Annotated in this window: 14 protein-coding genes; 6 read left to right on the top strand and 8 right to left on the bottom strand. The window is 33.9% G+C overall.

Annotated elements, in window-relative coordinates; translation table 11 throughout:
- Window positions 1-85 precede the first annotated feature (85 nt).
- The 3 genes from B2217_RS12075 to B2217_RS12065 are packed head-to-tail and all read left to right on the top strand — an operon-like array spanning window position 86 to window position 1,838.
- Entirely contained in the window at window positions 86-412 is a 327-nt protein-coding gene (locus tag B2217_RS12075; RefSeq protein ID WP_038336809.1) for an iron-sulfur cluster assembly protein, read from the top strand.
- Window positions 413-470: 58 nt separating this feature from the next.
- Entirely contained in the window at window positions 471-1,442 is a 972-nt protein-coding gene (locus B2217_RS12070; RefSeq protein ID WP_038336808.1) for an SPFH domain-containing protein, read from the top strand.
- Between the two features lie 3 nt (window positions 1,443-1,445).
- Entirely contained in the window at window positions 1,446-1,838 is a 393-nt protein-coding gene (locus B2217_RS12065) for a hypothetical protein (protein ID WP_291122696.1), read from the top strand.
- A gap of 92 nt (window positions 1,839-1,930) precedes the next feature.
- Here the strand turns inward: B2217_RS12065 and metG are convergent, their stop codons facing one another.
- Window positions 1,931-3,967, bottom strand: a complete 2,037-nt coding sequence (gene metG / locus B2217_RS12060) for a methionine--tRNA ligase (protein ID WP_291122694.1) — start codon at window positions 3,965-3,967, stop codon at window positions 1,931-1,933.
- 95 nt (window positions 3,968-4,062) lie between these two features.
- Here metG and B2217_RS12055 point away from each other — a divergent pair, with 95 nt between their 5' ends.
- Together B2217_RS12055 and B2217_RS12050 are read left to right on the top strand one after the other, a co-directional pair.
- Complete coding sequence (locus tag B2217_RS12055; RefSeq protein WP_291122692.1) at window positions 4,063-4,587, top strand: GNAT family N-acetyltransferase; 525 nt, start codon at window positions 4,063-4,065, stop codon at window positions 4,585-4,587.
- Between the two features lie 12 nt (window positions 4,588-4,599).
- Complete coding sequence (locus B2217_RS12050; RefSeq protein ID WP_038336800.1) at window positions 4,600-4,821, top strand: hypothetical protein; 222 nt, start codon at window positions 4,600-4,602, stop codon at window positions 4,819-4,821.
- A 54-nt stretch (window positions 4,822-4,875) separates the two neighbouring features.
- On the opposite strand, the gene B2217_RS12045 is transcribed toward B2217_RS12050, so the two are convergent.
- From B2217_RS12045 to B2217_RS12030, 4 genes are all read right to left on the bottom strand, one after another.
- Complete coding sequence (locus tag B2217_RS12045) at window positions 4,876-7,212, bottom strand: penicillin-binding protein 1A (protein WP_291122690.1); 2,337 nt, start codon at window positions 7,210-7,212, stop codon at window positions 4,876-4,878.
- Between the two features lie 6 nt (window positions 7,213-7,218).
- On the bottom strand, window positions 7,219-7,680 hold the full coding sequence (locus tag B2217_RS12040; protein WP_291122689.1) for a gliding motility lipoprotein GldH: 462 nt from the start codon (window positions 7,678-7,680) through the stop codon (window positions 7,219-7,221).
- Window positions 7,664-9,337, bottom strand: a complete 1,674-nt coding sequence (locus B2217_RS12035) for a PSP1 domain-containing protein (protein WP_291122687.1) — start codon at window positions 9,335-9,337, stop codon at window positions 7,664-7,666. Before B2217_RS12035 ends, B2217_RS12040 begins: the two co-directional genes overlap by 17 nt.
- An 86-nt stretch (window positions 9,338-9,423) precedes the next feature.
- Entirely contained in the window at window positions 9,424-10,293 is an 870-nt protein-coding gene (locus B2217_RS12030) for an MBL fold metallo-hydrolase (protein ID WP_291122685.1), read from the bottom strand.
- A 117-nt stretch (window positions 10,294-10,410) separates the two neighbouring features.
- Between B2217_RS12030 and gltX the strand changes: the two genes are divergently transcribed.
- Window positions 10,411-11,919 (top strand): glutamate--tRNA ligase, encoded by a 1,509-nt coding sequence (gene gltX / locus B2217_RS12025; RefSeq protein WP_291122683.1) that lies wholly within the window; start codon window positions 10,411-10,413, stop codon window positions 11,917-11,919.
- Window positions 11,920-11,972: 53 nt separating this feature from the next.
- Here gltX and B2217_RS12020 read toward each other — a convergent pair whose 3' ends face one another.
- The 3 genes from B2217_RS12020 to B2217_RS12010 form a co-directional block, all read right to left on the bottom strand.
- Window positions 11,973-12,353 carry a DUF779 domain-containing protein gene (locus tag B2217_RS12020; protein ID WP_038336795.1) on the bottom strand — a complete coding sequence of 127 codons (381 nt, stop codon included), beginning with the start codon at window positions 12,351-12,353 and terminating at the stop codon, window positions 11,973-11,975.
- Between the two features lie 16 nt (window positions 12,354-12,369).
- Window positions 12,370-13,404 (bottom strand): alcohol dehydrogenase AdhP, encoded by a 1,035-nt coding sequence (gene adhP / locus B2217_RS12015; protein WP_038336794.1) that lies wholly within the window; start codon window positions 13,402-13,404, stop codon window positions 12,370-12,372.
- 63 nt (window positions 13,405-13,467) lie between these two features.
- A complete protein-coding gene (locus B2217_RS12010) occupies window positions 13,468-14,973 on the bottom strand; it encodes an aldehyde dehydrogenase family protein (RefSeq protein WP_291122681.1) in 1,506 nt (501 codons plus the stop codon).
- Between the last annotated feature and the right edge of the window lie 50 nt (window positions 14,974-15,023).

Genomic DNA, 15,023 nt, shown 5'->3' with positions numbered 1-15,023 from the left:
AAGTAGTTTAAGGAGAGACTATTTAGAAAAATTCCACGTAAGCTAAACTATTCGTACATTTGCAGAACAATAACAGTTGATAACAATGGCATTAACAGAACAACAATTAGATTCGATTGGAGAAAAATTGGTTGAAAAATTCAAAACAGTTTACGATCCAGAGATTCCAGTTGATATATATGAATTGGGATTGGTTTACGATGCACAGGTGAATGCAGATGGTGAAGTAAAAGTTACCATGACCCTTACATCTCCAAACTGTCCTGTGGCTGAAAGTTTACCTCTAGAGGTAGAACAGCGCGTAGAAGAGATAGAATATGTAACGAAATGTTACGTAGAAATTACGTTCGATCCACCTTGGGATAGAGATATGATGAGCGAAGAAGCAAAATTCGAATTAGGAATGTTATAACTTAACATTCCTAATTTTTTTTGTATCTTAATCCAACAAATTCAAAACACTAAAACTTATGGGATATTTAGGCGTGATCGTTTTTCTTGGAATTATTTTCCTTTTTTTATTCGTCTTTACAGTAAAACAACAAACTGCGGTTGTAATCGAGCGTTTCGGGAAATTTAATAGTATTCGTAATCCAGGATTACAATTCAAAATTCCGATTGTAGACAGAATTGCTGGAAAAATGTCTCTTAAAATTCAACAATTAGACGTTGTTGTCGAAACGAAGACAAAAGATGATGTATTTGTTCGATTGAAAGTTTCTGTTCAATATCAAGTCATCAAAACTCAAGTTTATGATGCATTTTACAAATTAGATAATCCTTATACGCAAATAACTTCTTTCGTTTTTGACGTTGTCCGAGCTGAAGTTCCAAAACTTCGTTTAGATGATGTTTTCGAGAAGAAAGATGATATTGCGGTTGCTGTAAAAAGTGAATTGCAGGAAGCAATGAATTCATATGGTTACGAAATTGTCAAAACTTTGGTAACCGATATTGATCCAGATGAGCAAGTAAAGCATGCGATGAATCGTATTAATGCAGCTGAACGTGAAAAATTAGCAGCGCAATATGAAGGTGATGCTGCACGTATTTTGATTGTAGAAAAAGCAAGAGCCGAAGCAGAATCGAAGCGTTTGCAAGGACAAGGTATTGCGGATCAACGTCGTGAAATTGCAAAAGGTTTATTGGAATCTGTAGATGTTTTGAATGGAGCAGGAATTACGTCACAAGAAGCTTCTGCGCTAATTGTGGTGACGCAACATTATGATACATTGCAAGCGATTGGAGAAAAATCTGGAAGTAAATTAGTTTTGTTGCCAAATTCACCAACTGCCGCTTCGGAAATGCTGAATACAATGGTTACTTCGTTTACCGCAGCACATGAACTGAATGAGCATCAAATAACAAAAGAAGATAATCCAACTCAACGAAAAAATAAGCCAAATCAAGGCGATTCGTTTACTTTTCCAGAATATCCTTAGAAGATGAAAAAATATATTGTTTTACTTAGTTTTTTATTATCTATTATAAGCTGTTATCCTGGATATAATGTTTATATTGTAAATAACACTAATTCTAAAATTGAATTACAAACCTATCCATCGATAGAAAAAAGAATAGGAATAAAACAAGGCAATTCCTACAATAAAATTAATTCTAAAAAAATAAATGGAATAGATAATTTTGAGGAAGGAATCTACAACTTAAACCCAAATGATAGTATTTTTTTATTTGGAAACAGAGGTTATCTAGGGAATTATTTACCCTTTAATTCTGTTAAAATAAAAAAATATGATACTTTAAAAATTACAAGTACTAATCTTTTAGAAAATATTAATAATAAAAAAGGACGTAAATATTATATTATTATCAATTAATAATTTCTAATAAAATTAATAAACAACATAATAAAAGCCACTTCATCGAAGTGGCTTTCTACTATCTCAATACTTATATCTAAAATCTAAGTCTATCCAACTTGAACACCGTTTGGCGTTTCTTCTTCTGGATTTACAAACGTTAATTTTCCGTCTACTTTATCAGCGAATAATAACATTCCGTTCGATTCGATTCCACGAATTTTACGAGGCGCTAAATTTGCTAAAACCATTGCTTGTTTTCCTACGATTTCTTCTAACGTAAAATGTTCTGCAATACCAGAAACAATCGTACGAACGTCCATTCCTGTATCCACTTTTAGTTCGAATAATTTGTCTGCTTTTTCAACTTTTTTCGCTTCTAAAATAGTTCCGATACGGATATCCATTTTTTGGAAATCATCAAAAGAAATCAATTCTTTTTGAGGTTCTGCGTTTGGATTTGTCATATTATTTTTGACTTTACTTTCGTTTAATTTATTGATTTGTGCTTCGATTGCTTCGTCTTCAATTTTCGCAAAGATTAGTTCAGATTGACCTAATTGATGTCCAGCTTTTACAAATTCGTCTGTTGATTCTAAATCATCCCAACTCATTTTTTCTACATTCATCATAGCCAACATTTTTTCAGAAGCGAATGGAATAAATGGTTCTCCCAATTGTCCTAATGCCGCAGCAATTTGCGTCGCAGCATACATAATTCCTTTTACAGCTTCTGGATCATCACCTTTTTTCCAAGGTTCTTGCGCTTGTAAAAATTGATTTCCAAGACGAGCTAAATTCATATATTCTGTCAACGCAGCACGGAATTCATATTTCTCTAAATGATCACCAATGCGCTTTGCAAAATATTTGATTTCAGTTAATTCTTCAAATTCAATTGTTTTTGCAGGAACAATTCCTTCGTAATATTTGTGAGAAAGCACCATTACACGGTTAATAAAGTTTCCTAAAATTCCAACTAATTCTGAGTTGTTTTTTGTTTGGAAATCTTTCCACGTAAAGTTATTGTCTTTATTTTCAGGCATATTTGCCGTCAACACATAACGCAATGTATCTTGTTGATTTGGGAAATCTTCTAAATATTCGTGTGCCCAAACCGCCCAATTACGAGAAGTTGAGATTTTATCATCTTCTAAATTCAAGAATTCGTTTGCAGGAACATTATCAGGCATAATGTAATCGCCATGCGCTTTCATCATTGTTGGGAAAATGATACAGTGGAAAACGATATTGTCCTTTCCGATGAAATGAACCAATTTCGTTTCTTCATTTTGCCAATAATCTTTCCAGTTTTTACCGTTTTTCTCTGCCCATTCTTGTGTGAAAGAAATATAACCAATTGGCGCATCGAACCAAACATACATTACTTTTCCTTCAGCTCCATCAACAGGAACAGGAATTCCCCAGTTCAAATCGCGTGTCATTGCACGAGGTTTTAAACCATCATCTAACCAAGATTTTACTTGACCATAAACACTCGATTTCCAATCATTTTTGTGACCTTCTAAAATCCATTTTGATAAGAAATCTTGGTATTGATCTAATGGTAAATACCAGTTTTTTGTTTCTTTTCTGATTGGAGTATTTCCAGATAAAGCAGAACGAGGATTAATCAATTCTTCTGGGCTTAATGTAGAGCCACATTTTTCACATTGATCGCCGTAAGCATCAGGATTACCACATTTCGGACATTCACCACGAATGTATCGATCCGCTAAAAATTCATGCGCATCTTCATCGTAAAATTGTTCCGTAACATCTTCTGTAAACTTGTTGTTATCATACAACGTTTTGAAGAAATCTTGAGCAACTTCTCTGTGTTTATCTGATGTTGTACGAGAATAAATATCGAACGTCACACCAAAATTAGCCAATGTATTTTTGATGTTTTCGTGGTAACGATCAACAATGTCTTGAGGCGTAACGCCTTCTTTTTTGGCACGAATTGTAATTGGAATACCATGTTCGTCAGAACCTCCAATAAATGCTACATCTTTTCCTTTTCTTCGTAAAAAACGCGCATAAATATCAGAAGGAACGTAAACACCTGCCATGTGACCAATGTGCAATGGTCCGTTAGCATAAGGTAAAGCCGCTGTAATTGTATATCTTTTTGGTTGACTCATTTGCTTAAAATCTATAAGCTACAAAGATACGATTTGTTGTTTGTTTTGTTAAAACCTTTTTCTAATTTTATAAGGTTAATCAATTGATAGTTGGAATGTTTGTTAGAAAAGAGGAGGAAAAAGATTATAATCAGGTTTTTGAATTGATTGAAAAAGCTTTTGAAAATGAAGAATATAGTGATCATCGTGAACAATTTTTAGTTGAACGATTACGAAATTCTGATGGTTTTGTTCCTGATTTGTCTATTGTTTTTGAAATGAATGGACTTATTGTTGGTTATGTTTTATTGACAAAGATTAAAATTAATCATTCTAATTCTTCGTATGATTCTTTAGCGCTTGCTACTGTAGCGGTTTTACCTAATTATCAGGGAAATGGAATTGGTGGTCATTTAATAGAATTTACGCATAAGAAAGCGAAAGAATTAGGTTTTGAATCGATTATTTTGTTAGGTCATCCAACTTATTATCCTAAATTTGGTTACAGAAAAGCATCTGAATTTGATATTCAGTTACCTTTTGATGTTCCAGATGAAAATTGTATGGCAATTGAGTTGGTTGTAGATGCGTTGAAAAATATAAATGGAATGGTAGAATATCCGAAAGAATTCTATCAATAATAAATATTTCCTATGGAAGAAAAAGCTGTTGTAACACCAGATGAGGTGGTAACGGATACAATTACGAACTTATTTACGTATGCTAATTATTTTTTGGTTGCAGCGCTTGTAGTGTTGTTAACGTATATGACGATTCGAGATTTTAAGAAAAAACAACGTGAAAAGAAATTGGCACAAGAACGTGAAGCATACAACAATCAGTTTGATAACGAAGAGGAAAAAGAAGAATTATAAATCATAAAAATAACCACTCAATTTTGAGTGGCTATTTTGTTTATATCAATTTAATTATTGACCTTCTTCATCAGGAACTTCATAGTTTTCGCCTACGCTTTCACTACCACTTCCTTCGATAATTGGACCTGGATCATACATTTCATCATATTGATGGAATCCGTATGTATTCGAACAATCCCAGTGTTTTTCAATGTCCTTAGGTTTATCAAATTTATCTCCAGCTGTTACGCCAAATTTTCCTCCTTCTTTGTAAACTCCTTGCATATAGTAAGCCCAAATAGGTAAAGCTGTATTAGCTCCTTGTCCTGTGGCTGTACTTGCAAAGTGAGCAAATCGGTCTTCTGCACCAACCCAAACTCCAGTGACTAAATTTGGTGTTAATCCCATAAACCAACCATCAGAGTTTTCGTTTGTTGTACCTGTTTTACCAGCAACTTCTGCTGTGATGTTATATCTATTTCTAAGACGCGAACCAGAACCTCTTTCTACAACACCTTTCATCAAATCAATCATAGTATACGCTACGTTTTCATTAACAACTTCTCGTGTTTGAGGCGTATAATCTTTGATAACTTTTCCTTGCTTATCTTCTATTCTTAAGATTAATTGCGGTTTAATGTAAATACCACCATTTGCAAAAGCACTCATCGCACCAACCATTTCATACAGTGATAAATCGGCAGAACCTAATGCAATTGTAGGATCTTTTACGATAGGAGATTCAACACCAAGGTCACGAGCCATTTGAATTACAGGTTCTGTACCTGTTTGCATAATCAAACGAGCAGCGACAATATTTGTTGAGTAAGCTAATGCAGTTCTTAAATCTTGAGATCCACCATATTTACCATTAGCATTTCGAGGAGACCAATTCCCTGGAATTCTTTCATTAGAAACAGTATGACAAGGTGTTAATCCTAATTGATTAATCGCTGTTGCATAAACAAACGGTTTGAACGTAGAACCTACCTGACGGCGCGCTTGTTTTACGTGGTCAAATTTGAAATAATTCCAATCGATTCCTCCAACCCAAGCTTTGATTGTTCCATCTTTTGGATCCATTGACATCAAACCAGCTTGTAAAATATGTTTGTGATATTCGATTGAATCCATCAATGTTTTCCCTTTTTTGTACTGAATTCCATTCCATGTAAAGAACTGAACAGAGTCGCGAGGTGTATTGAAAACAGTTTCGATTTCAGCTTCAGATTTTCCTTCGGCTTTCATCTTTTTGTACAAATCTGTACGGGCCATTGCTTGCTTAAAGATTTGTGTTCTTTTTGCAGCAGAAATATTATAAAATGGTGCTAAACTACGTCCACGTTGCTCACCAAAGAATTGATCTTGTAAAACTTTTAATTGTTTTTTAACCGCTTCTTCAGCTAAATTTTGCATTCTTGAATCTAATGTTACATAGATTTTTAGACCATCTTTTTCAAGGTTATAAGATTTTCCTGTTTCTTTCTCATAATCAACCATCCATTGTTGAATTTCTTTTCTCAAAGCAGATTTGAAATATGCTGAATGTGATTCATCATGTTTCATAATATCTTGCTTATCCGTAACCAAAGGCGCATTTTGCGCAGCTTCTCCTTCAGCTTGAGAAATTTTGTTGTATTTCATCATTTGCTTTAAGACAAGATTTCTTTGCTTTTTAGAAACTTCAGGATATTTTACAGGATTATACGCTACCGGATTTTGAAACATCGAAACCAATGTTGCAGCTTCATCTAAATTTAATTCTTTCGTTGTTTTGTTGAAATAAACTTTAGAAGCAGATTCAATTCCTTTTGCACCATAGATAAAGTCAAACTTATTGAAGTACATCGCAATGATTTCTTCTTTTGTATACAATTTTTCTAACTGAACAGAAGTTACCCATTCTTTTAATTTCTGTAAAACACGTTTTACTTTATTAGAAGAAGGATCTTTTGTGTACAATTGTTTTGCTAACTGCTGTGTAATAGTAGAACCACCTCCAGATTCTCCTCCAGAAGTAATTGCACGAGCTGCTGCTTTAATATCTACACCTGAGTGATCAAAGAAACGAACGTCCTCTTTTGCTAACAATGCGTCAACTAAATGTGGAGGTAAATCTTTGTAATCGACTGGTGTTCTGCGTTCTGCTTCGAAACGATCTAACAAAACACCATCAGAAGAAATAATTTCTGATGAAACATAAATATCAGGATTTTCTAAATCACGTACATTGGGAATTTCACCTAACCATCCGTTAGATGTCGCCCAAAAGATTCCGAAAATTCCTAATACGGCACAAAAAAACAGTACCCAAATGGTAACGATTATTTTTTTGGCTAATGAAAAGCTATTGAACTTCTTTTTTGCTTTAGAAGTTGTGCTTGTTTTAGGATTTTTATTGTTTTCCATTCTGTATTATTCAGCTTTATCAACAATCAAACTAATGTCTTCGATTCCTTTCAAATTCTTTGTTCGCATACCTTGCCAAACTTTTAGTTGATAGCGACCAGAGTCTTTTATTGGTAAATTTTCGCGATAAACCAACATCATTTCTTTTGTTGTCATTCCTTTACCAATCCAACTTCCATCAGGATTTGCAATGTAATACTGTAAGGTATCAATCATTTCATTTCCTTTAGGATCGATGAATTTCGTGAACAAATATAAGTTACTATATTCATACGACGTATTATTTCTTAACACAAATCCAATGTTAACAGCCGAAGGTTTAGGATCTTTTACATCAAACGTAAAGGTTTGAGGCTGATTACTCTTCCATTCGTCTTTCATATCTTTTGTGTCTTGATAATAATGTTTAGCCTCACAACTAAACAATAAAAAGACTAAAATAAAAAGCAAACTACTGTTGTGTATCATCTGGTTTTGGCCCACGATTAAATCTTTTTTTATTTCGATTCTTCGATTTATTTGGATTCGGTTGAGAATTATTTGCTTGATTCTCGTCCTTAGTTTTCGATTTTTGTTCAGCATTTTGATTATTTTGCTGAGGTTGTTTTTTTGGTTGTTGAGTTGACTGATTAGCCTGATTTGTTTGATTATTTTGTTGGCTATTATTGCTCGGATTATTCGGTTTTCGCTTTTGTTGATTGCGATTGCGATTATTTCCTTGCGGCTTTTGCTGATCAGTATTTGGTTGAGCTTGTTGCTCTTTCGCTTGAGTTGGCTGTTGCTTCTCTTTTGGCTGATTTTGTTGTTGCTGATTCTGATTAGGATTCGAATTTTTGTTCGGTCTATTTTGATTATTCTTTTTAGACTGATTTGGATTCTTTCCTTGTTTATTTTCAGGACGATTTGCTTTATCTTTCGCTTCATTCGGCTGTTTTTGTTTTGCCTTCTGAGGTTTCAGATTATTAGCATTCGCTGCAACTTTTTCGTTTCCAGAATTTTGATTATTCTTAATTCTTTTACGTTTTTTGTTCTTTTTTTCTTTACGTTCAAAACGTTCTAAAGAATCTTCACCAATTACATCTGCAAAATCTGGTTTCGATTCCTCTACATTTTTAGCTAAATCTTCTAAAGGTTCAGTTTTTTGACCTTTTGCAGTAATTGCTAAAAACTCTTGAATATCGTTTACCGAAAATTTGTACCAAACAATTCCTCCTTTGTCATAAGCAAACCACATTTCTTTCTTGAAAACGTCGATTTTAACACAATGTGCCCAACCTTTTTCAGTCTCGAAACGGCTTTCCATTGACGGAAAACTATTTAATGCATCTAAATATGAATCTAATTCAAAATTTAGACAACATTTTAATTTACCACATTGTCCAGCTAACTTTTGCGAGTTAATTGACAATTGTTGATAACGTGCCGCAGCAGTGCTCACAGAGCGGAAATCTGTTAACCAAGTAGAACAACATAATTCGCGTCCACAAGATCCAATTCCACCAACTTTTGCTGCTTCTTGACGATATCCGATTTGTTTCATCTCAATTCTTACGCCAAATTTACCTGCGTATTCTTTGATTAATTGACGAAAATCGACACGTCCTTCTGCTGTATAATAAAATGTAACTTTCGCTCCATCTCCTTGGTACTCAACATCACAAATTTTCATTTCCAAATTAAGGTTTTTCGCTATAATTCGAGAATCAACCATTGTTTGTTTTTCTCTATCACGAAACTCTACCCAAGTTTCTATATCTTTTTGGTTCGCTTTGCGATAAACCTTCTTGACATCTTCCGCAGTCCACGAAAGATTCTTCTTTTTCATCTGGATTCTAACAAGCTCACCCGTAAGTGTAACAACCCCAATATCATGACCAGGTGTTCCTTCAACAGCGATTACATCGCCAATATTTAGAGATATGTTGTTTTCGTTTTTATAATAAAACTTTCGATCGTTTTTGAAACGAACTTCCACAAAATTGAACTTTTCTTGTCCATTTGGAAGTTGCATATTCGATAACCAATCAAAAACTGATAATTTTCCACAACCATCAGTGCCACAAGCACCATTATTGTTACATCCTTTCGGAAGGCCATTAGAAGTTCCACAAGATCCACATCCCATGCTTCTATAATTTTTTTTAATGACAACACAAAGGTATGAAAATATTTTTCTGAATTTGTGAAATCATTTCGGTTATGGAATTGATTTTAAATTGAATCAAAAACTTCTGAAAATGAATAGGTTTGGTCTAATCTTACACCTTTTTCTGTTAATTTTAATTTAGCCAATTCGTTGACATGATCGTGTTCAAAAAACAAAATATATTCATTTTCGACTGCTTTTTGTAAAAACGTTCCTTTTTCTTCAACTGTTATTAAAGGTCGTGTATCAAACCCAATGACATAAATTAACGGGATGTGTCCTACAGTTGGGATTAAATCTGCGATATAAACTATTTTTTTGCCTTTGTATGTAATAATTGGCAACATTTGTTTTTCGGTATGTCCATCCACAAATAAAATATCAAAACCAAGTGGAGAATTTTCTAAAATTGATCCATTTTGAGGCAAATCAATCAAATTAAGTTGTCCACTTTCTTGTAGAGGTAAAATATTTTCTTTTAGGAAAGATGCTTTTTCGCGAGGATTTGGATTTACTGCCCAATCCCAATGATTCGCATTCGACCAAAATTTTGCGTTTTTGAATGAAGCTTCTAAATAATTTTTCTCTTTGTTGTATTGAATTGCGCCACCACAATGATCAAAATGTAAATGAGTTAAGAAAACATCAGTAATATCATCGCGATGAAAACCATGTTTTGCTAAAGAATTATCTAAAGTTGCATCGCCCCATAAATAATAAAAACCAAAGAATTTTGCGTCTTGTTTTGTTCCGATTCCAGTATCAATCAAAATTAATCGTTCACCATCTTCGATTAATAGACATCTCATCGCAAGATCGATTAAATTTCTATCATCAGCAGGATTGGTTTTATTCCAAATCGATTTTGGTACAATTCCGAACATGGCACCGCCATCTAATTTAAAATTTCCTGTTTCTATTTTATATAATTTCATTTTTATGTGGTTTTATTTTGTTGAATTTTACTTTTTAGAAGTTAAAAATAGAATATTATTTAAAATAAATATCTATTATAGAATTGAACGACTTAAATTTGCAAAAATTTTGATACAATGGCAAAAGAAGTTCGTGTAAGATTTGCGCCAAGTCCAACAGGTGCGTTACACATCGGAGGAGTCCGTACTGCGTTATACAATTATCTTTTCGCAAAACATAATAACGGAAAATTCTTATTAAGAATTGAAGATACAGACCAAACACGTTATGTGGAAGGTGCTGAACAATATATTATCGATTCGTTGAAATGGTTAGGCTTAACTCCTGATGAAGGTGTTGGTTTTGGTGGAGATTTAGGTTCTTATCGTCAATCAGAGCGTAAAGAAATCTACAAACAATATGTAGACGAATTATTAGCTTCAGGAAATGCATATTATGCGTTTGATACGGCAGACGAATTAGATGCTGCACGTGCAAAAGCAGAAGAAAATAAAGAAACATTTATTTATAACTGGTCGACAAGAGGAAAATTGAAAAACTCATTGTCAATGACGGAAGCTGAAACAAAAGCCTTAATTGAGAATGGAACCCCATATGTGATTCGTTTCAAAATTGATGATTCGCGTACAGTTTTATTGGATGATATGATTCGTGGAAAAATCACGATTGATGCGTCAACTTTAGATGATAAAGTTTTGTTTAAATCTGATGGAATGCCAACGTATCACTTAGCCAATATTGTGGACGATCATTTGATGGGAATTTCTCACGTAATTCGTGGAGAAGAATGGTTACCATCAATGGCTTTGCACGAATTATTGTATGATGCATTTGGTTGGGAAGCGCCTCGTTTCGCACATTTACCATTAATCTTGAAACCAGAAGGAAAAGGAAAATTAAGTAAACGTGATGGAGACAAACACGGATTTCCAGTTTTCCCAATGGAATGGAAAACAGAAGAAGGAATTGCAAAAGGATACAAACAAGAAGGTTATTTCCCAGATGCAGTGTTGAATATGTTAGCTTTATTGGGATGGAATTCTGGAACTGATCAAGAGATTTTTACAATGGAAGAATTGATTCAATTATTTTCATTAGAAAAAGTTTCAAAATCGGGCGCACGTTTTTCTCCAGAAAAAGCAACTTGGTTTAATCACCAATATTTACAACAAAAATCTGTTGAAGAATTATTGCCATCTTTCGAAGAAGTTTTAAAAGAAAACGGAATCGAAGCGAATCCAGCTTTAGATGCAAAAGTGGTTGAATTGTTAAAAGAAAGAGCAAACTTTGTAAAAGATATTTTCGAACAAGGTCAATTCTTTTATATAGCTCCTTCTACTTACGACGAGAAAGCAGCTAAAAAAGCTTGGAAAGATGATTCGAAAGAGATTTTAGGAAAATTTATAGAAGTTTTAAATTCATCAGAATTTACTTCAGAAATTTTACACGATGCAATGGCAGAATATGTTACAACGCAAGAAATTGGATTTGGAAAAATCGGAATGCCTTTACGTCTTAGTTTAGTTGGTGCATTACAAGGACCAGATGTTCCTGTAATTATGGCAACTTTAGGAAAAGAGGAAACGATTGCGCGTATCAACAAAGCGATTGAAGTTTTAGGATAAAATTATTTCTATCATAAATAAGAAAGCCATTTGCATTGCAAATGGCTTTTCTTTTATAAATTGATTTTGACTTCGTCTAATTGATTAAGTTCTTCTTGAGAGAATATTCGATAATTGACTTTAAATGTTTTGCCAAGCGGAACTTCTAACGAAAAACCTCCTGCGCCAATTGCATCAATTACATCTAATTCGAAATGTGCATGTTTCCAATATTCGAACAAATCTTTGTCAATCCAAAATTCTACTCCATCAATTTCTCCTATGCAAACATCTTTGTATCGAAGATAAAATTCTCCTTTTCTGAAACATTGCGGTTGCGTTCCTTCACAGCAACCTCCCGCTTGATAAAGCATTAAATCGCCATGTTTTGCTTTTAATTCAACTAGAAGTTTTTTTGCTTTATCAGATGCAGATATACGATTAATTGATTTCATACAGAAAAATTTTTTTTTAAGTTGTACTAGCTATATCTAATACTATTCGACCATCAATTTGACCTTTTTTCATTTTGTCAAAAACATCATTAATGTCTTCTAATTTAGCTGGTGTTACAGTAGCTTTTACCAAACCTTCGTTAGCAAAATCTAATGCTTCTTGTAAGTCTTTTCTTGTTCCAACAATAGAACCTCTTACGGTGATTCGTTTTAGAACAGTTTCAAAAATAGGTAGTTCGAATGATCCTGGAGGTAATCCGTTTAAAGCAATTGTTCCTTTACGTCTTAATACATCAATTCCTTGTTTAAAAGCAATTGGAGATACTGCAGTAATTAGAGCTCCATGCATTCCGCCAACTTCTTTATGCAAAAATTTTCCAGGATCTGTATTTTTAGCATTTACAGTTATATCAGCTCCAAGTTTTGTTGCTAGATCTAGTTTGTCATCAGCAACATCTATAGCAGCTACTTTCAATCCCATTGCTTTTGCGTATTGTACAGCAACATGTCCTAAGCCTCCAATTCCAGAAATAGCAACCCACTCTCCAGGTTTAGTATCCGTTTCTTTTAATCCTTTATACACTGTTACACCAGCACATAAAATTGGAGCTATTTCTAGAAAGTTTGTATTCGATTTTAAATGCCCTACATACCTAGAGTCTGCAATTACATATTCAGCAAATCCACCATCTACACTATATCCACCATTTTGTTGAGCTTCGCAAAGTGTTTCCCATCCAGTAATACAATGATCACAACATCCACAAGCGCTATATAACCAAGGAACACCAACAGCGTCACCTTCTTTCACTTGAGCTTCTGGTCCACATGCTACGACAATACCAACCCCTTCGTGTCCAGGAATTAAAGGCATTTTAGCTTTTACAGGCCAATCTCCATCAATTGCATGCAAATCTGTATGACAAACACCACATGCGATTACTTTTACGAGAACTTCATATCGCCCAGGAGTTTTTACTGGAACTTCTTGAATTTTTAAAGGTTGTCCATATCCTTGTGCAACCGCCGCTTTCATTGTTTTTGGAATCATAATATTATGGTTTTAAATTATTATTAAAATAGATATCAATGGTAGCATTTTTAAATGTTTTGACTAGAAGAATCCAAGTTTCTTTTTGCTATAAGAAACTAACATATTTTTAGTTTGACGATAATGATCTAACATCATTTTGTGGTTCTCACGTCCGATTCCAGATTGTTTATAACCTCCAAAAGGCGCTCCAGCAGGATAACTATGATATTGATTAACCCAAACACGACCAGCCTGAATAGCACGTGGAATTTGATACAATTGATGTGCATCACGCGTCCAAACACCAGCTCCTAAACCATAAATTGTGTCATTAGCAAGCTCAATCGCTTCTGCTTCATCTTTAAAAGTTGTCACAGCTAACACAGGTCCAAAAATCTCTTCTTGGAAAATACGCATCTTGTTATTTCCTTTAAATAATGTTGGTTTGATGTAATAACCATTTTCGATATCTCCTTGTAAATGATTAGCATCTCCACCAGTTAAAACTTCTGCACCTTCTTCTTTTCCTAATTTAATATAACTTAAAATTTTGTCATATTGAATTTGAGAAGCTTGCGCACCAATCATTGTTTCTGGATCAAGAGGATTTCCTGCTTTAATCATATTTACACGTTCTACAACTCGTGCAATAAACTTATCATAAATAGATTCTTGAATCAATAATCGCGAAGGACACGTACAAATTTCACCTTGATTAAGTGCAAATAATACTGCACCTTCAATTGCTTTGTCTAAGAAATCATCATCATGATCCATCACAGATTCGAAGAACACGTTTGGTGATTTTCCACCTAATTCTAAGGTAACCGGAATAATATTTTCTGTTGCATATTGCATCACGAAACGTCCTGTAGCTGTAGATCCTGTAAATGCAGCTTTCGATACTTTAGGATTTGTCACCAATGCGCGACCTAATTCTCCACCAAAACCATTTACAATGTTAACAACTCCTGGAGGTAATAAATCTCCAATTAATTCGAATAGATATAAAATCGAGATAGGAGTAGATTCAGCAGGTTTTAAAACCACACAGTTTCCAGCAGCTAACGCAGGAGCTAATTTCCAAACCGCCATCAAAATTGGGAAGTTCCAAGGAATAATTTGCGCAACAACACCAATTGGCTCGTGGATAATAATTGAAACTGTATCTTTATCTAATTCGTTGATAGAACCTTCCTCAGCACGAATTACCGAAGCAAAATATCTGAAATGATCGATTGCCAAAGGAATATCAGCATTCAACGTTTCACGAACTGGTTTTCCATTATCGTAAGTTTCTACAGCCGCAACATTTTGTAGATTTTCTTCGATTCGATCTGCAATTTTATTCAAAATAATGCTTCGTTGCGTTGGCGAAGTTTGACTCCAACTTTTGAAAGCTTCGTGAGCAGCATCTACCGCCTTTACTAAGTCTTCTTCTGAAGAATGCGCAGCTTTTGTAAAAACTTTTCCAGTAAGTGGCGTTACAACATCAAAGTATTTTCCTGATTTTGGTGCCGTAAATTTTCCATTAATATAATTGTCATAGTGCGCTTTGAAAGCTGGTAGATTTACTAAATTTGACATATTTATGTGATTTTAAATTTTTTACTTGTTCTAATTTAAAAATTTATATT

The organism is Empedobacter sp. UBA7620 (genome assembly GCF_002484185.1).
Classification (GTDB): domain Bacteria; phylum Bacteroidota; class Bacteroidia; order Flavobacteriales; family Weeksellaceae; genus Empedobacter; species Empedobacter falsenii_C.
Note: the sequence above shows the minus strand (reverse complement) of the source record. Positions and strands in the feature narration are given on the sequence as shown.